Origin of the sequence: Bradyrhizobium uaiense (genome assembly GCF_010811875.1) — a bacterium.
Classification (GTDB): Bacteria; Pseudomonadota; Alphaproteobacteria; order Rhizobiales; family Xanthobacteraceae; genus Bradyrhizobium; species Bradyrhizobium uaiense.
The window spans coordinates 1-21,514 of the sequence record NZ_VKHP01000166.1 but is presented as its reverse complement, the minus strand read 5'-3'; the positions used below and the strand labels follow the sequence as shown (position 1 = coordinate 21,514).

The 21,514-nt window shown below is 65.0% G+C and carries 21 protein-coding genes; 10 read left to right on the top strand and 11 right to left on the bottom strand.

The window, feature by feature from the left end; all coding sequences use genetic code 11:
• Positions 1 to 267: 267 nt before the first annotated feature.
• Positions 268 to 1,809, top strand: coding sequence for a galactarate dehydratase (garD, locus tag FNJ47_RS31230; RefSeq protein ID WP_163159789.1), 1,542 nt, complete (start codon positions 268 to 270; stop codon positions 1,807 to 1,809).
• A gap of 284 nt (positions 1,810 to 2,093) precedes the next feature.
• Here garD and FNJ47_RS31225 read toward each other — a convergent pair whose 3' ends face one another.
• The gene (locus tag FNJ47_RS31225; RefSeq protein WP_163159788.1) at positions 2,094 to 3,599 is read right to left on the bottom strand and encodes a CYTH and CHAD domain-containing protein; all 1,506 of its coding nucleotides are present in this window, start codon (positions 3,597 to 3,599) and stop codon (positions 2,094 to 2,096) included.
• Between the two features lie 96 nt (positions 3,600 to 3,695).
• Entirely contained in the window at positions 3,696 to 3,962 is a 267-nt protein-coding gene (locus FNJ47_RS31220; protein WP_163159787.1) for a hypothetical protein, read from the bottom strand.
• Positions 3,963 to 4,180: 218 nt separating this feature from the next.
• Between FNJ47_RS31220 and FNJ47_RS49955 the strand changes: the two genes are divergently transcribed.
• The gene (locus tag FNJ47_RS49955; protein WP_165445954.1) at positions 4,181 to 4,357 is read left to right on the top strand and encodes a hypothetical protein; all 177 of its coding nucleotides are present in this window, start codon (positions 4,181 to 4,183) and stop codon (positions 4,355 to 4,357) included.
• A gap of 160 nt (positions 4,358 to 4,517) precedes the next feature.
• On the opposite strand, the gene FNJ47_RS31215 is transcribed toward FNJ47_RS49955, so the two are convergent.
• The 6 genes from FNJ47_RS31215 to leuC are packed head-to-tail and all read right to left on the bottom strand — an operon-like array spanning position 4,518 to position 10,437.
• Positions 4,518 to 5,378, bottom strand: coding sequence for an ABC transporter permease (locus FNJ47_RS31215; protein ID WP_163159786.1), 861 nt, complete (start codon positions 5,376 to 5,378; stop codon positions 4,518 to 4,520).
• Positions 5,375 to 6,208, bottom strand: coding sequence for an ABC transporter ATP-binding protein (locus FNJ47_RS31210; RefSeq protein ID WP_163159785.1), 834 nt, complete (start codon positions 6,206 to 6,208; stop codon positions 5,375 to 5,377). The genes FNJ47_RS31215 and FNJ47_RS31210 overlap by 4 nt, the downstream gene beginning before the upstream one ends.
• Complete coding sequence (locus FNJ47_RS31205) at positions 6,205 to 7,266, bottom strand: ABC transporter substrate-binding protein (RefSeq protein WP_163159784.1); 1,062 nt, start codon at positions 7,264 to 7,266, stop codon at positions 6,205 to 6,207. Before FNJ47_RS31205 ends, FNJ47_RS31210 begins: the two co-directional genes overlap by 4 nt.
• On the bottom strand, positions 7,266 to 8,399 hold the full coding sequence (gene leuB / locus FNJ47_RS31200; RefSeq protein ID WP_163159783.1) for a 3-isopropylmalate dehydrogenase: 1,134 nt from the start codon (positions 8,397 to 8,399) through the stop codon (positions 7,266 to 7,268). Before leuB ends, FNJ47_RS31205 begins: the two co-directional genes overlap by 1 nt.
• Entirely contained in the window at positions 8,396 to 9,031 is a 636-nt protein-coding gene (leuD, locus tag FNJ47_RS31195; protein WP_163159782.1) for a 3-isopropylmalate dehydratase small subunit, read from the bottom strand. The genes leuB and leuD overlap by 4 nt, the downstream gene beginning before the upstream one ends.
• Positions 9,032 to 9,033: 2 nt before the next feature.
• On the bottom strand, positions 9,034 to 10,437 hold the full coding sequence (gene leuC / locus FNJ47_RS31190) for a 3-isopropylmalate dehydratase large subunit (protein ID WP_163159781.1): 1,404 nt from the start codon (positions 10,435 to 10,437) through the stop codon (positions 9,034 to 9,036).
• A gap of 145 nt (positions 10,438 to 10,582) precedes the next feature.
• Between leuC and FNJ47_RS31185 the strand changes: the two genes are divergently transcribed.
• Entirely contained in the window at positions 10,583 to 11,371 is a 789-nt protein-coding gene (locus FNJ47_RS31185) for an IclR family transcriptional regulator (RefSeq protein WP_163159780.1), read from the top strand.
• A 284-nt stretch (positions 11,372 to 11,655) separates the two neighbouring features.
• On the opposite strand, the gene ald is transcribed toward FNJ47_RS31185, so the two are convergent.
• Complete coding sequence (ald, locus tag FNJ47_RS31180) at positions 11,656 to 12,771, bottom strand: alanine dehydrogenase (protein WP_163159779.1); 1,116 nt, start codon at positions 12,769 to 12,771, stop codon at positions 11,656 to 11,658.
• A 131-nt stretch (positions 12,772 to 12,902) separates the two neighbouring features.
• Between ald and FNJ47_RS31175 the strand changes: the two genes are divergently transcribed.
• Entirely contained in the window at positions 12,903 to 13,391 is a 489-nt protein-coding gene (locus FNJ47_RS31175; RefSeq protein WP_163159778.1) for an Lrp/AsnC family transcriptional regulator, read from the top strand.
• A gap of 3 nt (positions 13,392 to 13,394) precedes the next feature.
• On the opposite strand, the gene FNJ47_RS31170 is transcribed toward FNJ47_RS31175, so the two are convergent.
• The gene (locus FNJ47_RS31170) at positions 13,395 to 13,955 is read right to left on the bottom strand and encodes a cytochrome b/b6 domain-containing protein (RefSeq protein WP_163159777.1); all 561 of its coding nucleotides are present in this window, start codon (positions 13,953 to 13,955) and stop codon (positions 13,395 to 13,397) included.
• Positions 13,956 to 14,417: 462 nt separating this feature from the next.
• Between FNJ47_RS31170 and FNJ47_RS31165 the strand changes: the two genes are divergently transcribed.
• On the top strand, positions 14,418 to 15,371 hold the full coding sequence (locus FNJ47_RS31165; protein WP_163159790.1) for a hypothetical protein: 954 nt from the start codon (positions 14,418 to 14,420) through the stop codon (positions 15,369 to 15,371).
• 85 nt (positions 15,372 to 15,456) lie between these two features.
• Entirely contained in the window at positions 15,457 to 16,170 is a 714-nt protein-coding gene (locus FNJ47_RS31160) for a type 1 glutamine amidotransferase (RefSeq protein WP_163159776.1), read from the top strand.
• A gap of 9 nt (positions 16,171 to 16,179) precedes the next feature.
• On the opposite strand, the gene FNJ47_RS31155 is transcribed toward FNJ47_RS31160, so the two are convergent.
• Positions 16,180 to 16,530 (bottom strand): hypothetical protein, encoded by a 351-nt coding sequence (locus tag FNJ47_RS31155; protein WP_175068442.1) that lies wholly within the window; start codon positions 16,528 to 16,530, stop codon positions 16,180 to 16,182.
• 529 nt (positions 16,531 to 17,059) lie between these two features.
• Between FNJ47_RS31155 and FNJ47_RS31150 the strand changes: the two genes are divergently transcribed.
• From FNJ47_RS31150 to FNJ47_RS31135, 4 genes are read left to right on the top strand one after another with little or no spacing between them, the layout of a single operon-like run.
• A complete protein-coding gene (locus tag FNJ47_RS31150) occupies positions 17,060 to 18,796 on the top strand; it encodes an ABC transporter permease (protein WP_163159775.1) in 1,737 nt (578 codons plus the stop codon).
• Positions 18,797 to 18,812: 16 nt separating this feature from the next.
• On the top strand, positions 18,813 to 20,135 hold the full coding sequence (locus FNJ47_RS31145; RefSeq protein WP_163159774.1) for an ABC transporter ATP-binding protein: 1,323 nt from the start codon (positions 18,813 to 18,815) through the stop codon (positions 20,133 to 20,135).
• Between the two features lie 50 nt (positions 20,136 to 20,185).
• Positions 20,186 to 20,389: a hypothetical protein gene (locus FNJ47_RS31140; protein WP_236000191.1), complete on the top strand. Its 204-nt coding sequence runs from the start codon at positions 20,186 to 20,188 to the stop codon at positions 20,387 to 20,389.
• A gap of 33 nt (positions 20,390 to 20,422) precedes the next feature.
• Entirely contained in the window at positions 20,423 to 21,448 is a 1,026-nt protein-coding gene (locus FNJ47_RS31135) for an amidohydrolase family protein (RefSeq protein WP_163159773.1), read from the top strand.
• Positions 21,449 to 21,514 lie beyond the last annotated feature (66 nt).

Genomic DNA, 21,514 nt, shown 5'->3' with positions numbered 1-21,514 from the left:
GTTCTACACCACGGTGAAGACGGCTTATACGTTCCCGGGTTGACGATCGTTGAGACGCGATGTAGCCGCGTAGGTGCTGCGCCCCCTCTCCCGCTTGCGGGGGAGGGTCGGGGTGGGGGCTCTCTCCACGAGTCATATTTTGGAGACAGCCCCCGCCCGTCACACTCCGGACGACGCTTCGCGTCGCTCGTCGCGTGCGGACCTCCCCCGCAAGCGGGAGAGGTGGAACGGAAACGCCGTTGGCGACGAAAGCCGCAGGAGTACCTCATGGACCAGTCGATCGGCGCGCAGGAGCAGCCCCGCTACATCAAGCTGAACGAACGCGACAACGTCGCGATCGTCGTGAATGATTTCGGCCTGCCGGCCGGCTCCCGCTTCGCCTGCGGCCTGACCTTGCGCGCCTTCGTGCCGCAGGGCCACAAGACCGCCCTGCAAGACATCGCCGAGGGCGCCCCGATCATCCGCTACGGCGAGGTGATCGGCCATGCGCTGTCGCCGATCCTGGCCGGCGAATGGGTCGACGAGGCCCGCATCCGGATGCCGGACGCGCCGCCGCTCGATCAGCTCGAGATCGCAACCGCGGTGCCGCCGGCGCTGCCGCCGCTCGAAGGCTTTACGTTCGAGGGCTTTCGCAATCCCGACGGTTCGGTCGGCACCAAGAATATCCTCGGCATCTCTTCGTCCGTGCAATGCGTCAAGGGCACGATGGAATATGCCGTGAAGCGCATCCGCGCCGAGCTCCTGCCGAAATATCCCAATGTCGACGACGTCGTGCCGCTGACGCATGCCTATGGCTGCGGCGTCGCGATCACGGCGCCCGATGCCGTGGTGCCGATCCGCACCCTGCAAAACCTCGCGCTGAATCCGAATTTCGGCGGCGAGATCCTGGTCATAGGCCTCGGCTGCGAGAAGCTCGCGCCGGAGCGGCTGGTGCCGGAAGGCGTCAGCGATGCCATCGTGCGGATGCAGGACGAAGCCTTCGACGGCTTCGGCGCGATCGTCGATGCCATCATGACCCAGGCCGAGGCCCGGCTGAAAGCGCTCAACGCCCGCACGCGCGAGACCTGCCCGGCCGCCGATCTCGTGATCGGCCTGCAATGCGGGGGTAGCGATGCGTTCTCCGGCGTCACCGCAAACCCGGCGGTCGGCTTCGCCGCCGACCTTTTGGTTCGCGCCGGCGCCACCGTGATGTTCTCGGAAGTCACCGAGGTGCGCGACGCGATTCAGCTGCTGACCCGCCGCGCCGTCAACGAGGATGTCGGCCGCGCGCTGATCCGCGAGATGGCCTGGTATGACGCTTATCTCGCCCGCGGCGGCGCCGACCGCAGCGCCAACACCACGCCTGGTAACAAGAAGGGCGGGCTCGCCAACATCGTCGAAAAGTCCCTCGGCTCGATCGTCAAGTCGGGCTCCGGCCCGATCGCGGGGGTGCTTTCGCCCGGCGAGAAGGCGCGGCAGAAGGGCATGCTGTTCGCGGCTACTCCCGCGAGCGACTTCATCTGCGGCACGTTGCAGCTCGCCTCCGGCATGACCTTGCAGGTGTTCACCACCGGCCGCGGCACGCCCTATGGCCTGGCCGCAGCGCCCGTCATCAAGGTCGCGACCCGCAGCGAGCTGGCGCGACGCTGGAAGGACCTGATCGATTTCGACGCCGGCTGCATCGCGACCGGCGAGAAGACGATCGAGGAAACCGGCTGGGACCTGTTCCGCCTGATCCTCGACGTCGCGAGCGGCCGCACCAAGCCGTGGTCGGATAGATGGGGCATCCACAACGATCTCACGTTGTTCAACCCGGCGCCGGTGACCTGAGCATCTCCGCCATCTTAACCGCCCGTTAGCCACGCCGTCACCGGCCGGGGAACGTCGCAATTCGATTCAAATTGTCTGGGCATGGAGGCAACCATGAGCCGGACAACCCGCAACCTCAAGGATCAGGCCGACCGTGCCGAGCGCCTGGCGCGCACCGGCATGGACCAAGTCACCGTCGAGCGTCTCTGAAGAATGCCGCAACCAGATCGCAGCGGCCGAGCAGGAGAGGCAATTGGCAGCATCCCCGCCGGCATAGATGCCCGGAATTCGCCGCCACGCGATCGTCAAAACTTCGCAAGTCCGCGCACTTCCTTTGCAGCGATTTTCATCAATGGCTTGACCGTCTGTTCCTCGCGACCGAGCACAACGCCAGAGGCAAAGGCACGAGCGCGCTCCTTGCGATGCGGAGCCTTCAGCGCCGCGTCAACGGCGAGCTTGCGATGCGCAACGAAATCATTGAGCGAACCAAGCGCGTCCTGAATCCGCTTCAGATGCCGGGACAACCGCGCAAGCAGCTTCCGCTCGCGATTGCCATCGAACAGGCTTTCGAAGAAATCGAGCGCGTATCTGATCTTCTTGGCCCTGATGCGCACCTTGTGCCGCTGCCGGGCTGATAGTTGATCGAGATACCGGCCATCCCTGCGCAGCTTCTTGATGCGCCGATGCAGCAGCGCGACGGCGAATTTGCCGATCGGGCCCCCCTCATCCACCGCAGCAATGGTTTGGTTCGTTGCTATCCATTGCAACGTGTCGATCAGCAAATTGCGGTAGCGCGGCGAATCGACCGCCTGCCGTGCCTGCGCGAAGGCCTGATCGCGGCGGCCGGAAAACTCCTGCCGGATCGCCCGGCCGCCCCGCCGCAGCAGCACATCATGCGCTGCGGGCTCGATCTCTTCCTTGACGAAGACGTCCAGCTCTGGCGCCGGCCCCAGTGCGCTGGTGAGCCATTTGAGCTCCGCCTTCACGTCCTCAGTCGAAGTCTTTGACAATATCCTGGAGAATAGCGAGATCGTCGCCCGCAGCCGACGCAGGCCGACGCGCATCTGATGGATGCCTTCCGGGTGGCCCTCGCGAACCGCATCGACATTCGAGGAGAAGTGACGCAGCGCCGAGCGCGCGATCACCCGAAAGGCCTCGCCTGCCGTGCATGCGCGATCGAGCACGATGCTTCCGGCGGAGACCGCGACGTGCTGCTCGCCGCCGGCAAGTTCATAGCCGCGATCGGCCTTCGAGCAGAGGTCGAGCTCGGCGTCCGACCGCCGCTCCAGCTCCCTCGCGATCCGGAACAGATCGAGCAGCCGTCCACGCTTCAGTTCGAGCTCGATCTCCTGGATCGGACGGGACCGATGGCCGGCCGTGGCCTGCCCGCGATCGATAGCGAGCTCGATCTCGCTCCGCTTCGTGCGCAGCGGCACGGTGATGCGCCGCACCGACGTCTCGAACACCGGCTTCAGCTTGCGGCGCAGCCTGCCTGACGCGAGACTCTCGAGCGGCGTACCTTCGGCCTTGTCGAGATCGAGCGAGCCATCGGCGAGGCCGGTCTCCCACTCGCCGCGTTCAAACCGTGGACCTGCCCCGGACTTGATCGTCTGAACATGGTCGTGGCCGTCCCAGCGCACCCGCAGCGTCAGTCCATGCCGCTTCAGCTTGTACTTCCCGGTATCAAAATAGGTCGAGAGCAGATCGCTCCCGGATGGCTCACCGCTCTTGCTGCCCGCGATCCGCGGCTTCTCCAGCGCCTTCAGCTTGCGCGGCGGAACGCGAAATTTAAGCTCTGTCTCAGCGGCCATTGCCTCTCCGCGTATCGGACGCCGCGATCAACCCACAAGCAAAAGTCCGCCGCGATGGCACCGCGGCGGACCTTGGATCACGCGGCGGTTCGGCTGTTAGTCGTCGTCATCGTGATGGATGACCGTCTTGCTGCGGTTACCGAACTCGTCCTGCTTCTTGATGACGGTGGTCCGGTCGCGGCGCGGCTCGCGCTCCCTGATCACGGTGGTGCGGTCACGGTCGCGGTCGCGGTCGCGATAGTCGGGCGCCCGGCCGCCGGTCACGCCGGCGCCGACGGGACCGGCACGAACGCCGATTTCATCGGCGAGCGCAGGCGAAGCGATCGCGGTCACGATGGCCGCGGCGAACAGGTATTTCCTCATGATGTCTCTTCTCCTCCAGTTGCGACGCGAGGGAGGAACGTCGGCTGCGACATAGCGTTCCTATGTCGATCATGATGCAGATGCTCACGCGCTGATGCGGAACATCGCGCGTGGAACTTCGCTGAACAGGCATTCACGTGTGTGGCGAAATGCTCATGTTCCATGCGTTGAATAGCCTGATTTGATGTCCCACGTCCTCAGCAACAGGAGGACGTTCCATGAAGCAATCGCAGCACTTCCTCGACAATGCCGAGAACTGCGCGCAGCTTGCCGAGCGCGCCGACGACGAGCCGACCTACAATCGCTTCAAGCGAATGGAAGCAGCGTGGCGCGCGCTGGCAATCGAGCAGGATTGGCTCGACGGCGAGACCTCTCCATCGCAAACCGCAGCGTGAATGAAGGCCCGTGGCGGCAGATATGTCGCAGCCGCGGGCCTAATGCGCGATGAGATTAGGTTGAGATGAGATTAGGTTGAATCGTCATCGCGCATTAGCTTTTTTCTAAGCATGATCTTCTCGGAAAACCGCTTCGCACTTTTCCGGATCATGCTCCAGCCTATTCGGCGCCGCGCTGCCGCTGCCAGCGCAGCAGATAGGCCTGCAGCCGCCAGATGATCGCCGACAGCACGACGCCGACCAGCATCAGCACCACGACCGCAACCATCATCCCCGAGGCCTCGCCGCGCGCTTCGGACTCGATGATGAGCCGGCCGATGCCGCGCTCGGCGCCGATGAACTCGCCGACGATGACGCCGATCAGCGCAAACGAAATCGCGGGAGTCAGCGAGGCGAACACCCAGGCCATGGTCGAGGGGATCACGACCGTGCGGGTGATCTGCCACTCGCTGGCGCCGAGCAGCCGCGCCGCGTTGGTGAAGCCCTCGTCAATCGAGCGCGCGCCTTCGAAGGTGTTGAAGAACACCAGGAACACCACCACGATCCAGGACGTCACGATCTTCGACATGTCGCCGATCCCGAACGCCAGCACGATGATCGGCGCCAGCGCGATCCGCGGGATCGAATTCACCGCGGTGATGAAGGGCTGGAAGATCGCACTGAGCCGGTCGGATCGCCCGAGGATCAGCCCGGCGACGAAGCCGGAGACCACGCCGGTGACGAAGCCGAAGAAGGTGTTCTTCAGCGTGATCGCTGTCGCCGCCCAGAGATTGTTCTCATTGCGCGCCAGGCACTTTCCGAAATCGCCGTTGAAGGCGCCGAGCTTCGAGATCAGGCAGCTCTGGATCAGGAAGTTGTCGAAGATCATCGACGGCTTCGAGATGAAATACGGGTCGAGCAGATCGGGCACCAGCCACGGCAGCCTGGTGCGGAGATCGTAGCCCCATTGCCAGACCGACAGCACCACCGCGCAGATCAGGACCTGCCAGCCGACCGTGCCGAGCGCGCTGTACCTTTTCATACGCTGCGGCCCTTGACGAATTCCTCGCCGAGCGAATGCCAGATGTGCTGGAACAGTTCGGCATAATGCTCCGTCTCGCGCACCTTCACTGCATCGCGCGGACGCACGAAATCGACCTCGAACATGTCCTTGATCCGGCCCGGCCGCGCGGAGAACAGGATGATGCGGTCGGCCAAGGTCAGCGCCTCGCCGAGATCATGGGTCACGAACAACACCGTCTGCTGCTCGCGCTCCCAGATCCGCAGCAGCACCTCGTGCATGTCGATCTTGGTGTGGGTGTCGAGCGCGCCGAACGGCTCGTCCATCAGCAAAATCTGCGGCTCGACGATCAGGGTCCGCATCAGCGCCGCGCGCTGGCGCATGCCGCCCGACAGCGCCGACGGATAGGCGTTCTCAAATCCCCTCAGGCCGGCCTGCGCGACGCATTCCGCGATGCGCTCTTTCCGTTCCGACGCGGGCACGCCCGATAACTCCAGACCGTAACCGATATTGTCGCCCACGGTCCGCCACGGAAACAGCGTGTCGCGCTGGAAGACATAGCCGACATCAGGCGTCGCCTTGCCGGGGACGACGCGCTTGCCGTCGATCAGGATCTCGCCGCCGGAGGACCGGATCAGCGAGGCGATCATGTTGAGCACGGTGCTCTTGCCAGAGCCGGACGGTCCGAGCAGCGCGACGAACTCGCCGCGGCGCACGTCAAAGCTGACGTCGCGCACCGCCTCGATCGTGGTCTTGGCGAGTTGGAACGACTTGCTCAGGCCCTTGACCTCGACGCGGCGCTCGGCCGAGGCGCGCGACGATGTGGTTACGCTCGTCTCGAGCGTGCTCAACCCGGATAGGCCTTTCGCGCCGCTTCGATGAGGTTCGAGTTGACCACGTCGGCGATCTTGTGCGGCTTGATGCCGGTCATCTCGCGGAACCAGACTTTTTCGCCGCGCGCGAAGCTCGCCGCGTCGACTATGCCCTCATAATCCGCGACCTTCTGGATCGCCGTGATCTCGAGCAGATTGGCATCGCGCGAGGTGCTGCCGACATAGGGCTCGATGGCGTCGTAGACCTCGGCCGGCTTGTGCGCCTTGATCCATTGCGACGCACGCCACAGCGCAGTGACGTAGGCCTGCATCTTGGCCGGGTCCTTGTCGATGATCGCCTGCAGCGTGAAATGCGCGGTCACCGGCACCTTGCCGCCGATATGCTTGTTCCAGATCGCCTCGTCGGTGCCGTCGAACAGCAACTCGCCCCAGCCCTGCTGCTGCGCCTCGTTCAACAGCGACAGCGAGCTGACCAGGATATCGACCTGCTTCGACTTCAGCGACCCCAGCATGGTATCGACATTGCCAGTGCCGATCCAGGTCACCTTGTCGTCGAGCCCCATGGTTTCCATGTAGTAGGACGCCCAGACATGGTTGGTGCCGCCGAGCGAGGAGACCGAGACGATCGGCTTGCGGCCGTCGGGCCGCTTCCACTGCGCGAACGCCTCCAGCGAATTGATGCCCTGGTCCTTCAGATCCTTGCGCAGGATGAACATCACCGAGTTCGACCGCGTGTCGACCGGCAGCAGCACGCGCCCACCGCGGCCGTGATTGGTCAGCTGCATCGGGTGGGTGACGTCGCCGATGCCGATATCGCCCTGCGACGAGGCGATGATCTCGCGGGTCTTGACGCCGCTGCCGCCCTGCACCAGCTTGCAATCGAGCCCGGCTTCCTTGAAGTAGCCGATACGGTCCGCGACGAACTGCGTCTGATAGACCGGCACCGCGACCGGATAGATCGCCCGTCCCGCGGCCGCCTGCGCCCATGCCCGCCCTGTCGCCAGCGCCGCGCCACCCGCGGCGATCACCGTCAGGACCGATCGCCGCGAAATGTGGGGCATGGCGACATCAGACATCACGCGTGCTCCTTGGCCGAGATCTTGTCGAGCGCATTGAGCACCGCGTCGCCCATCTGGACGGTCGACAGCTTCTTCGCGCCAGCTTCCGCAATGTCGGCGGTCCGCGCGCCGGAAGCAAGCGCGGTCTGCACCGCCTGCTCCAGGAGGTCCGCATCCTCGGGGCGATTCAAGGTCAGGCGCAGCAGCATCGCGACGCTGAGGATCGAGCCGAGCGGATTGGCGATGCCCTTGCCCGCGATGTCGGGCGCGCTGCCGTGCACCGGCTCGTACAGCGCCTTGCGCCGGCCGAAGCGGTCGACCGGGCCGAGCGAGGCCGACGGCAGCATGCCGAGCGAGCCCGAGGCCATCGCCGCGCAATCGGACAGGATGTCGCCGAAGATGTTGCCTGTCACCATCACGTCGAACTGCCGCGGCTCGCGCACGATCTGCATCGCGGCGTTATCGACATACAGGTGAGTAAGCTCGACGTCGGAGAATTCCTCCTTGTGCAGCCTGATCACCTCCTCGCGCCAGACCACGCTGGTCTCCAGCACATTGGCCTTGTCGACCGAACAGACCTTGTTGCGCCGGGTCCGCGCCAGCTCGAACGCCGAACGCGCCACGCGGCGGATCTGGTTGGTGGTGTATTGCTCGGTGTTGAAGCCGCGGCGCTGGCCGTCGGGCAAGGTCTCGATGCCGCGCGGCTCGCCGAAATAGATGCCGCTGGTCAATTCGCGGATGATGACGAAGTCGACGCCGTCGAGCACCTCGGGCTTGAGCGGCGCGGACGCCGACAGCGCCGGGCTCGCCATGATCGGACGCAGATTGGCGTAGAGGTCGTATTTGCTGCGCAGCCCGAGGAGACTGCCGGCCTTGCGCGCGGCTGCGGGCACTTCGGTGGTCTCGGGGCCGCCGGTCGCGCCCCACAGGATGGCGTCGGCCTCGTCCATCGCCTCCGCGGTATCCTCGGGTAGCACCTTGCCTGTCGCCAGATACGGGATCAGGCCGTATTGCGCCTCGCGCAACGTCATCGGCACGTTGCGTTTGGCCGCGAACCAGTCGAGCACGCGGCGCGACTGCGCGGTGACCTCGGGGCCGATGCCCTCGCCGCCGACGACGGCGACCTTGACCATGTTGGATTGCGTGCTCATGCGGATGTCCTTGTCGAATGAATCCAGGGTCGCGCGGTGCGGTCGGAAGCCTGGAAGGCGTGGATCTCGTCGTCGCGCTGCAATGTCAGCGCCACCTCGTCGAGCCCCTTCAACAGCCCCTCGCGCCGCCGCGGGTCGATCTCGAAGGAATGCCGGGCACCCGACGGCGAGACGATGGTCTGCGCTTCCAGGTCGATCGAGATCTTGCCCGCGCCCTGCGTCGCCTCGATATCGGCGGCGAGCTGATCGACCACCGCCTTGTCGACGACGACAGGCAGGATTCCGTTCTGGAAGCAGTTGGCGAAGAAGATGTCGCCGAAGCCCGAGCCGATGATGGCGCGGATGCCACGTTCCTGCAGCGACCACACCGCGCCCTCGCGCGACGAGCCGCAGCCGAAGTTCGGACCAGTGACGAGGATCTCCGCCTCCCGGTACGGCTCGCGGTTGAGGATGAACTCCGGATTCTCGGAGCCGTCGGCCAGATAGCGCAGCGAGCCGAACGCCCATTTTCCGAGCGTGCCGCGGATTCCGTTGCCGACCAGGCGCTCGATGCGGATGATGACGTCTGTGTCGACGTTGCTGCGCATGATCGGCGCAGCGGTTGCTGTGAGCTTGTCGAACGGTTTCGGCATCGTTAGCGTCCCATCATCCTGACATCGGCGATCGCGCCGGCAATCGCCGACGCCGCCGCGCTCGCGGGGCTCGCCAGATGCGTCCGCGCGCGCGGTCCCTGCCGGCCGACGAAATTGCGGTTCGAGGTCGAGACCGAGCGCTGCCCGGGTGCCACCACCTCGCCATTGGCGGCAAGACACATCGAGCAGCCCGGCTCACGCCATTCGAAGCCGGCCTCGATGAAGATCTTGTCGAGCCCTTCGGCGACCGCCTCGCGCTTGACGTTCTCCGAGCCCGGCACCACCCAGGCGCGGACGCCGGCCGCGACCTTGCGGCCGCGCGCGACCTCGGCCGCGGCGCGGAGATCGCTTAAGCGGCTGTTGGTGCAGGAGCCGATGAACACCCAATCGACCGGCGTGCCGGCGATCGGCGCGCCGCCCTGCAGGCCCATATACTCAAGCGCGGTCTCGATCGCCGCGCGCCGTGCGGGATCGTCGACCGCCTTCGGATCGGGAATGACGCCGTCGACGCCGACGACATGCTCGGGGCTGATGCCCCAGGTCACCTGCGGGATGATCTTTTCGACATCGATCACGACCTCGCGGTCGAACACCGCGTCGGGATCGCTCGGCAGCTCGCGCCAAGCCTTGACCGCCAGATCCCACATCTCGCCTTGCGGCGCATAGGGACGGCCGCGCAGGAATTCGAAGGTCGTTTCGTCAGGCGCCACCATGCCGATCTTGGCGCCGAGCTCGATCGAGAGGTTGCAGATCGTCAGCCTTCCCTCGATCGGCAGCGCCCGGATCGCGCTGCCCGCATATTCGACCGCATATCCGGTGCCGCCGGCGGCGCCGACCTGCCCGATCAGCGCCAGGATCATGTCCTTGGCGGTGACGCCGAGCGGCAGCTTGCCCTCGAAGCGGGCGTGCAGCGTCTTCGGACGCTTCTGGATCAACGCCTGCGTCGCCAGCACGTGGGTGAGCTCGCTCGACCCGATGCCGAAGGCGAGCGCGCCGAGGCCACCATGGGTGCAGGTGTGGCTGTCGCCGCAGACGATCGTCGCGCCCGGCAGGCTCAGGCCGAGCTCCGGCCCGATGACGTGGACGATGCCCTGGCCGGGCTGATCGACATCGAACAGCGTGATGCCGCTCGCCGCGGTCTCGACCCGAAGCGCGTCCAGCAATTCCAGGCCGATCTTGCTGGTCCCGGCACGGCCGGGCGCTGTCGACAGCGCGTGATCCGGCGTCGCGAAGGTCAGTTCTGGATTGTGAACCTTAAGGCCCCGGCTCTTGAGATCGAGCAGGCCGCGCGAGCCGCCGAGATCGTGCAGCAGATGGCGATCGATATGAAGGAGGTCAGTGTCCTCGCTCAAACGGGCAATGACATGCTGATCCCAGATCTTCTGGAGCAAACTTCGGCCGGGCATCCGCCTTCCCCTGCTCTCTGCGTTTCCATGCGGCTTGATCTTATTGGCGCCAATCTGTGCCAAAGTTGTCGTCAAGTGAAGCAGTTTCGGCCTAACATCACATATGTGATGGAGGCGCGGCAGTTGACCCGCCGCGGAGACAGCCATGCCGAACGCGAATAAGACGGCCATTGTCAAATCGGCCATGCGGGTATTTGCAATTCTGGAGTTCTTTCGGGAAACGAAGCGGGCTGCTTCCGTGACCGAAATATCGTCCGCGCTGGAGATGCCCCAATCCAGCACGTCCGTGCTGCTGCGCAGCCTCGTTGAATTGAACTACCTCGAATACGAGCGAAAGACCCGTCGCTTCATCCCGAGCTACCGGGTCAATCTGCTGGGTGACTGGATCCGTCGTTCTCCGTTCCGTGACAAAAAGCTCACCGATCTGATGGAGGAGCTCTGGACCGCAACGGGCGGCGAAACCGTCATGCTCGGGCAACAGGCCGGCGCCGCCGGGATGCGATATCTGCACGTTGTCCCCGGCGGCTCCCAGCTTCAGTACACCGCACATGCCGGTCAAGTACGACCGATGGTTCGGACCGCGCTTGGACACGTGCTGCTGAGCCAAATGCCGAACACCAAAATCCGCGGCATCATCCGTCGCAACAACGCCGAGGAGCCCAGTCAGCCGGCGCGCGTTCGCGAAGTGGCCTTTCTTGAAGAGATCGAGCGCATTCGCCGCCGCGGCTTCTCGGAGACAGGCGGCCGCACAACGCCAGGCGCAAACACAATAGGCATGCTCGTTCCCCTGCCAAAGCGACGCGCTCCGCTCGCGATCGGCATCGGCGGCCCGATCGAGCGAATTGCGGCAAAGCGCGCGCAGATCATTGAAGTGATGCAGAGCCGGCTGAAAGAACTGGCAGGCGAAGCCGGGTCGAGACTCGTCGAGAAATGACCTCCCGGGCGCTTGACGCGTCGAGTCGATGACAAAGCCGTAGCCCGGATGGAGCGAAAGCGAAATCCGGGCTACGGAGTTCACCTCCGGGAGACGAGGTGCATCCGAACCGCTGTCTTCTCCTTCCCTCTGAAAGGGGGAAGGTCGGGATGGAGGTCCGCCACGGGCGACGCTCTATGTGGAGAGAGCAGATCCCCACCCGCTTTGCTCTGACGAGCAAGGCGACCTCCCCTTTTCAAGGGGAGGTTGGACCCGCACTGCGATAAGACCCTTCGGATTTCGCTTCACGACGCCAGCGCTTCCTCCGGCATCACGGCCGACAGATGCTGGCTCTCGGCGACGGCGCGGTTGGTGATGCGGCCGCGATGGACGTTGAGGCCGGCGCGCAGATGCGGATCCTCGACCAGCGCGCGCAGTCCCTTGGAGGCCAACGCCAGGCCGAACGGCAGCGTCGCATGGTTGAGCGCGTGACTCGAAGTGACCGGCACCGCGCCCGGCATGTTGGCGACGCAATAGTGCACGACCTCATCGACCAGATAGGTCGGAGCCTGGTGCGTGGTCGCCTTCGAGGTCTCGAAGCAGCCGCCCTGGTCGATCGCGACGTCGACCAGCACCGCGCGGCGCTTCATGCCTGCGAGCTGCGCGCGCGACACCAGTTTCGGCGCGGCGGCGCCGGGCACCAGCACCGCGCCGATCACGACGTCAGCCGCAAAGACTTCCTGCTCGATCGCCTCCAGCGTGGCGTAGCGGGTGCGGACGCGGCCGATGAAGAGATCGTCGAGCGCACGCAGCCGCGGCAATGATCGATCGAGGATGGTGACGTCGCTGCCGAGCCCGGCGGCCATCCGCGCCGCATGGGTGCCGACGACGCCGCCGCCGATGATCGCAACGCGCGCCGGCGGCACACCGGGCACGCCGCCGAGCAGCTTGCCCATGCCGGCGGCGGATTTGCGCAGCGCGGCGCCCGCGGCCTCGATTGCGAGCCGGCCGGCGACCTCGCTCATCGGCGCGAGCAGCGGCAGGCCGCCATGCGCATCGGTCACGGTCTCATAGGCGACCGCCGTGCAGCCGGAGGCGATCAACCCCGCGGTCTGCGGCACGTCGGGCGCGAGATGCAGATAAGTGAACAGGATCTGTCCCTCGCGCAGCTTGATCCATTCGGATGGCTGCGGCTCCTTCACCTTCACGATCATCTCGCCAACGGAGAACACCTCTTCGGCGGTGTCGGCGATCCGCGCGCCGGCCTGGGTGTAGACGTCGTCGCCGGCACCGATGCCGTCGCCGGCGCCGCGCTGGACCACGACCTCATGGCCGTGCGCCACATATTCCCGCACCGAGGCGGGCGTCAGCCCGACCCGATATTCCTCGACCTTGATCTCCTTGGGCACGCCGATGCGCATGATCTGCTCCTTGAGGGATTGGATTCGTTTCCGCTAAGCGCGAGCCTATGCCCCGTCACACGGCGTTTCTCAGCGAATTCCGGCTTGCCCACAGCCAGATACGCTCATATCCTTCGTTGTCGGCTCAGCTCTTGAAGGAAAACTGCGTGGACGGTCTCGATCGTATCGATCTCAGAATCCTCTCCGAGCTGGTTGCCGATGCCCGCGCCAGCCAGATCGAGCTGGCCGAGAAGGTGGGGCTGTCGCCGACCGCCTGCGCGCGGCGCATCCGTCATCTCGAGGAGATCGGCGTGATCCGCGGCTATCGCGCCGACCTCGAACCATCGGCGCTCGGCCTCGTGACAACGGTTGTCGTCACCATCACGCTGGAGAAGCAGAGCGAGGATTATCTCGCGGCGTTCGAAGCTGCGATCGCGCGCTGTCCCGACGTCGTGTCCTGCCATTTGATGTCGGGCAGCGACGACTATCATCTGCAGGTGATCGCCCGCGACATCGCCGACTTCGAGCGCATCCACAAGCAGCATCTGTCGCGGATGCCCGGCGTCGCCCGTATCCATTCCAGCTTCGCGATGCGCGAAGTGGTCCGTCGAACTATCCCCGAGACCGCGCTGCGCGGCTAACACTCAGGACGGATTGCGGCTCGCCCGCGGCCACATCCGTGCCAGCGTCTCGTCCTTCTTGACGACGACATGCCAGAGCGTCGCGGCGATATGCAGCGTGACCACGATATAGACGAACCAGGCGAGCAGATCATGCGCAAGCTCGCCGGCCTCCGCCACCGCCTTGTTGTCCGCAAACAGCCGCGGCCAGCTGAAGGTCCAGAAATAACGCAGCGAATAGCCACCGGCCGACGAGAACATGTATCCCGTCACGGGCATCACGAACAGGATGGCGTAGAGCGCCCAGTGATTGAGCCTTGCTGCGAGCCTGACCAGCGGTGAGAACGATCCGGGCTCCGGCGGCGCCGTGGTCGCAGCCCGCACCATCAGGCGCAGGATCGCCAGGAAGAACAGCGTGACGCCGAGCGACTTGTGCACCTCGAGCAGCTCGCGCCGCGGCGAAGTCCCCGCCGGCTGCAGCCCGCAATAGAGCCCGATCAGCATCGCCGCGATGAACAGCACCGCGGTTGCCCAATGAATCCTGCGCAGCAGCGGGTCGTAGCTGGCCGTTGTGTCCGTCGTCACAGGGCGCCTTCGCGTGAAGCCAGCCCGTGCGGGTTCGGCCCGAAAAAGGAAGGCCGTTCAATAGATGATCGCGCGGAGCCTGCCTACCGGCACGGGCGTCACATTCGATCACGATCGCGAAGGGATGGGCAGCCCGTCTCCCTCCGCCGTCATTCCGGGATGCGTGCGCAGCACGCAGGCCCGGAATCCATTGGGCCGCATTGACGCGGCGAAATGGATTCCGGGCTCGCGCTCCGCGCGCCCCGGAATGACGACGAAGGTTACTGCGCACCTTACGCTTACTGTCACTAACCCCAGACTGCCGCCCACTGTCACAAACGCCGCGCTGTCATAAACGCTGTCACAATCGGAGCCCCGCTTAGCCCGCTCCACACGCATTTTTTAGTCGTGATTCGCCGCCTTCTATGACAGAATTACTACAGTTCGACATCAATTCGGTTACACGCGGAGCGGTGAATGAGCATGGAGTGGCGGGCGCGGCCGGTTACGCTGGCTTGGTCAAATCCAGTGGTCCGGTGGTGGGGCTTCCTGAGCTTCGTCAGCGCCGCCAACATCGCAATCTGGTTCGCGATGTACCGCCAGTTCCATGAGCAGGCCGCCGGCAGCTTCAGCAACACCTCCGGCATCGGCCTGATGATGCTGCTGTGCGCAGCCTATGTGTTCGGCTGCGCCTTCCGTTCGGTGCTGCCGCGCGCCGACGTGCAGCGCATCTGCCTGTTCGACACCTGGCTGTCGAGCGTCGTGGTCGGCCGCACCGTCGCCACCGTCGCCGAGGTCTGCTTCGCCGCGCAATGGGCGATCATCCTGCATCAGCTCGGCACCATGACCGGCGCCGAGACCACGGTGAACATCGCCTGGATCATCGTGCCGCTGATCGTGATCGCGGAATGCTTCTCCTGGTATGCGGTGCTGACCACCCATTACCTCTGCAACGCGATCGAGAACTCGATCTGGGCCGTGGTGTTCTTCCTGGTCGGGATTGCGCTGTGCCGGCTGCTGCCGGAGTTTCATGGCCCGGTGCGCTGGGCGTTCATCGTCGCGATCGTCGGCATCGCCGCCTTCCTCGCCTTCCTGATGACCGTCGACGTCCCGATGTATCTGAACCGCTGGCGCGCCAACCTCGCCGCCGGCGGAACGCTGTTGCATCCGCTCGAAGGCCTGCGCGACGTCAGCCGGCGCTGGATCGTGACCCACGATATCGCCGAGTGGCGCGAGGAGATCGCCTGGATGTCGCTGTATTTCAGCATGGCGGTGTGGTCGAGCCTCGCGCTGTGCGTCGGCTATTCGCTGGAGGATCAACTGCCGCGCTACCGCACCGAGCCGTTGATCGTGGCAACGACGCCGGCGATCGCAAACGCGACGCCGGCGGCACAGCACACCGCAACGATCGACGCGGCGGCACCCTCGCGGAATTGAACGGCGGCCGCCGCGCGCGGCTTGTGGCGGTCAGCACTTTCGGAGTAAAGGCTGAGGCATCCCCGCTCGTCCATCAGCGCGTTCCATGCCCCGCATCACCATCATCGAAACCGGGCTCGTCAGTCCGCAATTCCGCGAGCGTCACGGCAGCTATCCGCAGATGTTTCAGCGGATGGTGGCCGCAGCCGATCCGTCGGTTGCCTGCGACGTGGTGAGCGTCGCCAAGGGCGAAGCGCTGCCGGGTCCGGCCAATCTGGATGCAATCCTGATCACGGGATCGGCGGCCGGCGTCTATGACGATGTCGAATGGATCGCGCCGCTCGAAGCCTTCGTGCGCTCAGCCCATGACCAGCGCGTCCCGATGGTCGGCGTCTGCTTCGGCCATCAGCTGATCGCGCAGGCGCTCGGCGGCACCGTGCGCAAGTCGGAGAAGGGTTGGGGCATCGGCCGCCATATCTATCAGCTGACGCCGGACAACGGGCTGCTTGAAGGCACGACGATCGCGGCGGCCGCCTCTCATCAGGACCAGGTGATCACCCCGCCCGCCTCCGCGCGCACCATCATGTCATCCGCGTTCACACCGCATGCCGGGCTGCTCTATGCCAACGGCACCACGCTGTCGGTGCAGCCGCATCCGGAATTCACCGCCGACTATGCCGACGCGCTGTGCGACCTGCGCTGCGGCCTCGCGCCGGATGCGGTGGTCGACACCGCCAAGGCATCGCTCACCGAGCCGCTCGATCACGCCGCGCTCGGCGGCGTGGTCACGCGCTTCCTCATACGCCGCACGCCCGCGTGAGACGGCGCCTCAGGTCATGCTGCCCGGCATGAAGCAGCGCACCCGCGGATGGCCGTCGATATAGTGCTTCCACACCATGGTTCGCCCGATCTTGTTGGGCTCGGTGATCACGGCCTCGTTCGGCACAACAACCCATTCACTGTCGATGAGCACGCGATAGTGGCCGTGATCCGACTCCCAGTCGGGATCGGCAACCACATATCCGTCGGCATCCGAGCAGCACTGCCCGTAGCCGCTGTGCAGGCTTTCAAACCAGGGCTTTAATGGTGAGTTGGCGTAGCGGCCGTCGTCGCGCGCCAGGGTCGGCGATGTCAACCACACCGCCCCAAGCAGGACTGCCGCACGTGTGACAACGTGCATCTTGTCGTCTCCGCAGATGTCGATCAGCTGCGGGCGCGCATCACCAACCATTCGCCCGCGACATTGCCGTCGCAGGCGAGACCACGACGAATCGGCGCCCCAGCACCTGACATTCAGCTATGCAAGAGCAGCGCCAGACTGCATTCCGGGAGACTACTGCCAACGAAAGTATGGGTACGCTGACCGTCAGGTGCGCCGCGCGACAAGCCGCCATTTCAAGCGCAAGCGATCGTCTTCGGCCCGGCTCGATCAACGGCTCGCCGCTGCGACCTCGGGGACAAGCGGTGCCGCCTAGAGCAGACTCGACGAACCGGCTCCACGGCGCAACGGCTTCGCGATAAGCACGCCCATGCCTCTCCATCGCGGCGTTTCCACCCGGCACGCCGGGTTCTGGCCTCCCGAAATGGTGCGATCGCCCAACTCCCGACTACCCGACTGTCGTGAATCCCGCATATAAGCCGCCGTTGGGGGCCGGTTCCGATCCTGCGGGGCCGCAATCATGCCAAGTTGTGCCCCCGAAGGTGGCCTTATGACGTTTCGGGACGTTCGATCAGCAGTTTGGGGACCCGTCTCCCTCCGGCCCAATTTCTGGGACCTGGCGGCGCTGTTGCTGCTGGTCGGTGCGATGGTGCTTGTCGTCTATGGCGGCGAGCAGACCATTGCGCCTCTGTCCGAACTTGAACGTACGCCGGTATCGCTCGATCCGGCCAACCTGGCGTACTACGCACTCAGGACCACGATGCGGATGCTGCTGGCGATCGTCTGCTCGACCATCTTCACCTTCGTCTACGCCACCGTCGCAGCCAAGAGCCGACGCGCCGAGATGGTGCTGATCCCGATGCTCGACATCCTGCAGTCGGTACCGATCCTCGGCTTCCTCACCTTCACCGTCGTGTTCTTCATGAACCTGTTTCCCGGCCGCGTGCTGGGCGCGGAGTTCGCCTGCGTGTTCGCGATCTTCACGAGCCAGGCCTGGAACACGACGTTTAGTATGTATCAGTCGCTGCGCAACGTGCCGAAGGATCTCGACGAAGCGACCGCGAGCTTCCACCTCTCGGGCTGGCAGCGGTTCTGGCGGCTGGACGTTCCCTTCGCGATGCCCGGCCTGATCTGGAACGCGATGATGTCGATGTCCGGCGGCTGGTTCTTCGTCGTGGCATCGGAGGCGATCACCGTCGGCAACACGACCGTAACCCTCCCCGGCGTTGGCTCCTATGTCGCCACGGCGATTGAGCAGAAGAACCTGCCGGCGATCGGCTACGCGCTGCTCACCATGCTGATCGTCATCATCGCCTATGACCAGCTGCTGTTTCGCCCGATCGTCGCCTGGGCCGACAAATTCCGCTTCGAGCAGACGGCCTCCGGCGAAGCTCCGACGTCGTGGATGCTCGATCTGTTCCGGCGAACACGCGCGCTGCGGGCCCTGACCTATCCGCTGGCAATGGCGAACAAGGCGATTTCCACGATGCGCATCCGCTGGCCGGTGGCGTTGCAGCCGAGCGGCAAGCCCGGCCAACCTTCGCGCGTTATCGACGGCGTCTGGATCACACTGATCGTTGCTGCGGCGACCTATGCGGCCTGGCTGGCATATCAATTCCTCTCCGCCTCGCTCGGACTGTCCGATGTCGTCGACGCCATCGGAGATGGGCTCGTCACGCTGCTGCGCGTGATCGTCCTGATCGCGCTGGCGTCACTGATTTGGGTACCGGTTGGCGTGTCGATCGGGCTGCGGCCGAAGCTCGCCGAACGGGTCCAGCCGCTCGCGCAATTCCTCGCCGCGTTCCCGGCCAACCTCGCGTTTCCCGTGTTCGTCGTGCTGATCGTCCGCTTCCACCTCGATCCCAATGTGTGGCTCAGCCCGCTGATGATCCTGGGCACCCAGTGGTACATCCTGTTCAACGTGATCGCGGGCGCCGCCGCTTTCCCGACCGACCTCCGCGAGGCTGCCAGCAGCCTTCATCTCGGCGGATGGCGTTGGTGGGTGAAGGTCGTGCTGCCCGGCATTTTCCCCTACTACGTCACAGGAGCCATCACCGCATCGGGCGGGTCCTGGAACGCTTCGATCGTCGCCGAGGTCGCGAGCTGGGGCGACACCCATCTCGTCGCCACCGGTCTCGGCGCCTATATCGCACACGCGACCGAGGCCGGGGATTTCCCCCGGGTTGTGCTCGGCATCGTCGTGATGTGCATCCTGGTCACGTTGTTTAACCGCCTGTTGTGGCGCCCGCTCTACGCCTTCGGCGAGCGACGCCTTCGCCTCGGCTGATCGAGAGGGATCCCTGATGCTCGACCAAACCAAGCAAGCGGCCCTGATCGACATAAAAGGCGTCTCGCGTTCGTTCCCGAAGGGAAGCGGCGAGCAATTGCTGGTGCTCGAAAAGGTCGACCTCACCATCCACGCCGGTGAGATCGTGGGCCTGCTCGGCCGTTCCGGATCGGGCAAGTCGACCCTGCTGCGCATCATTGCGGGCCTCGTCGCGCCGTCATCCGGCAATGCGACCTGCCGGGGCGAGGCGATCGCCGGGCCGCCCAACGGCGTCGCCATGGTGTTCCAATCGTTCGCGCTCTTCCCCTGGCTGACGGTGCTGCAGAACGTCGAGCTCGGACTGGAAGCACTCGGCGTCGACGCCACCGAACGGCGCAAGCGCGCGCTGGCTGCGATCGACCTGATCGGCCTCGACGGCTTCGAGTCCGCCTATCCGAAGGAATTGTCCGGCGGCATGCGCCAACGTGTCGGGTTTGCCCGGGCGCTGGTCGTACATCCCGACCTGCTCCTGATGGACGAGCCGTTCTCGGCGCTCGACGTGCTGACCGCCGAGACGCTGCGCACCGACCTGATCGACCTCTGGATCGAGGGCCGGCTGCCGATCAAGTCGGTGCTGATGGTGACGCACAACATCGAGGAGGCCGTGCTCATGTGCGACCGGGTCCTGGTGTTCTCGTCGAATCCGGGACGCGTCGCCGCCGAGTTCAAGATCGATCTGAAGCATCCGCGCAACCGGCTGGATCCGACATTCCGCCAACTCGTCGAACAGCTCTATGCACGCATGACACAGCGCGAGGAACCCAAGTCGCCGTCGGCGGCCGGAATTCCGGGAGCGGGCGTCGGCACGGTGCTCGACCACGTCTCCTCCAACGTGCTGTCGGGTCTGATCGAAACACTGGCCGGACCGCCCTATGGCGGGCATGCCGACCTGCCGGTTCTGGCGAGCCAGCTTCAGCTCGAGACCGACGAGATCCTCCATCTCGGCGAAACGCTGCAGCTCCTGCGCTTTGCCCAACTCAGCGAGGGCGACCTGGTGCTCACCGAAGCCGGCGTCCGATTCGCCCATCTCGACACCGACGCGCGCAAAAAGCTGTTCGCCGAGCACCTGACCAACTACGTGCCTGTTATCAGCCTGATCCGCCGCGTGCTCGACGAACGGCCCTCGCACATGGCGCCGGCCGCGCGCTTCCGCAACGAGCTCGAAGACTACATGTCGGAGGACTATGCGGACGAAACACTCAAGACCATCGTGTCTTGGGGCCGGTATGCCGAGCTGTTCGCCTATGATGAGCAGTCCGAGACCTTCAGCCTCGAGAACCCGGGCCACGACGGCGCCTGACCGGCGCGGCGAGTTGGCCGACGAGACACGACGACCTGGCCTCGATCGCGATGGTCAACACGCTGGCGCAGTTCGGCGGCCTGATCGGCCCGTGGTGCATCGGCCTGATCAAGGATTCCACCGGAAGCTTCTCCTGGGCGCTGGTCGGCATCGCCGGCTTCCTGCTCGTCGCATCCGCCATCGCCGCCACCATGCGGGTCAAACCGCGCGAGACGGACTTGACCAGTGCGATCCCGTCAACCGTCAGCCACTGAGAACACTGCCAAGGGGACAATAAGGAAGCAACCATGATCATCGATTGCCACGGCCACTACACTACGGAACCGGCCAAGCTGCAGATCTTCCGCGACAAGCAGCTCGCCGGCCTTACCGACAAATCGCGCCGGCCGCTCACCACCAATCTCGGCATCACCGACGACGAGATCCGCACCAGCGTCGAGGGCGCGCAGCTTCGTTTGCAGAAAGAGCGCGGCACCGATGTGACCATCTTCTCGCCGCGCGCTGCCGGCATGGCGCATCATGTCGGCAAGGAAGCGACCAGCCGCGAATGGACCACGATCTGCAACGACCTCGTGCACCGGGTCTGCACGCTGTTTCCGCAGAACTTCGTGCCGGTGTGCCAGCTGCCGCAGAGCCCGGGCGTCAAGCCTGCCAACTGCATCGAGGAGCTGGAGCGCTGCGTGACCCAACTCGGCTTCGTCGGCTGCAACCTCAATCCCGATCCCGCCGGCGGCTATTGGTGCGATCCGCCGCTGACCGACGAGTGGTGGTATCCGCTGTATGAGAAGATGGTCGAGCTCGACGTGCCCGCGATGGTTCATGTCTCTTCGTCCTGCAATCCCTGCTTCCACGGCACCGGCGCGCATTACCTCAACGGCGACACCACCGCATTCATGCAGTTCCTGACCTCGGACTTGTTCAAGCGCTTCCCGACCCTGCGGTTCATCATCCCGCATGGCGGTGGCGCGGTGCCCTATCATTGGGGCCGCTACCGCGGCCTGGCGCAGGACATGAAGCTGCCGCCGCTGTCGGAGCATCTGTTGAAGAACGTGTTCTTCGATACCTGCGTGTATCACCTCCCCGGCATCGAACTGCTGACGAGAGTGATCCCGGTCGAGAACATCCTGTTCGCATCTGAGATGGTCGGCGCGGTCCGCGGCATCGACCCCGAAACCGGCCATCACTTCGACGATACCCGCCGCTACATCGATGCGCTGCCGCTCAGCGCTGCGGACAAGGCCAAGATCTTTGAAGGCAACGCCCGCCGCGTCTATCCTCGACTCAACGCCCATCTCGACCGCCGCGCGCACTAGGTGATGGTTGAACCGATCCGGCCACAGACCCGCTTCACCTCTCCCGCTTGCGGGGGAGGGCTGGGG

Coding starts and splice junctions, on each gene's coding strand:
- garD (WP_163159789.1), top strand. CDS start 268: ATGGACCAGTCGATCGGCGCGCAGGAGCAGCCCCGCTACATCAAGCTG.
- FNJ47_RS31225 (WP_163159788.1), bottom strand. CDS start 3,599: ATGGCCGCTGAGACAGAGCTTAAATTTCGCGTTCCGCCGCGCAAGCTG.
- FNJ47_RS31220 (WP_163159787.1), bottom strand. CDS start 3,962: ATGAGGAAATACCTGTTCGCCGCGGCCATCGTGACCGCGATCGCTTCG.
- FNJ47_RS49955 (WP_165445954.1), top strand. CDS start 4,181: ATGAAGCAATCGCAGCACTTCCTCGACAATGCCGAGAACTGCGCGCAG.
- FNJ47_RS31215 (WP_163159786.1), bottom strand. CDS start 5,378: ATGAAAAGGTACAGCGCGCTCGGCACGGTCGGCTGGCAGGTCCTGATC.
- FNJ47_RS31205 (WP_163159784.1), bottom strand. CDS start 7,266: ATGTCTGATGTCGCCATGCCCCACATTTCGCGGCGATCGGTCCTGACG.
- leuB (WP_163159783.1), bottom strand. CDS start 8,399: ATGAGCACGCAATCCAACATGGTCAAGGTCGCCGTCGTCGGCGGCGAG.
- leuD (WP_163159782.1), bottom strand. CDS start 9,031: ATGCCGAAACCGTTCGACAAGCTCACAGCAACCGCTGCGCCGATCATG.
- leuC (WP_163159781.1), bottom strand. CDS start 10,437: ATGCCCGGCCGAAGTTTGCTCCAGAAGATCTGGGATCAGCATGTCATT.
- FNJ47_RS31185 (WP_163159780.1), top strand. CDS start 10,583: ATGCCGAACGCGAATAAGACGGCCATTGTCAAATCGGCCATGCGGGTA.
- ald (WP_163159779.1), bottom strand. CDS start 12,771: ATGCGCATCGGCGTGCCCAAGGAGATCAAGGTCGAGGAATATCGGGTC.
- FNJ47_RS31165 (WP_163159790.1), top strand. CDS start 14,418: ATGGAGTGGCGGGCGCGGCCGGTTACGCTGGCTTGGTCAAATCCAGTG.
- FNJ47_RS31160 (WP_163159776.1), top strand. CDS start 15,457: ATGCCCCGCATCACCATCATCGAAACCGGGCTCGTCAGTCCGCAATTC.
- FNJ47_RS31155 (WP_175068442.1), bottom strand. CDS start 16,530: ATGCACGTTGTCACACGTGCGGCAGTCCTGCTTGGGGCGGTGTGGTTG.
- FNJ47_RS31150 (WP_163159775.1), top strand. CDS start 17,060: ATGACGTTTCGGGACGTTCGATCAGCAGTTTGGGGACCCGTCTCCCTC.
- FNJ47_RS31145 (WP_163159774.1), top strand. CDS start 18,813: ATGCTCGACCAAACCAAGCAAGCGGCCCTGATCGACATAAAAGGCGTC.
- FNJ47_RS31140 (WP_236000191.1), top strand. CDS start 20,186: ATGGTCAACACGCTGGCGCAGTTCGGCGGCCTGATCGGCCCGTGGTGC.
- FNJ47_RS31135 (WP_163159773.1), top strand. CDS start 20,423: ATGATCATCGATTGCCACGGCCACTACACTACGGAACCGGCCAAGCTG.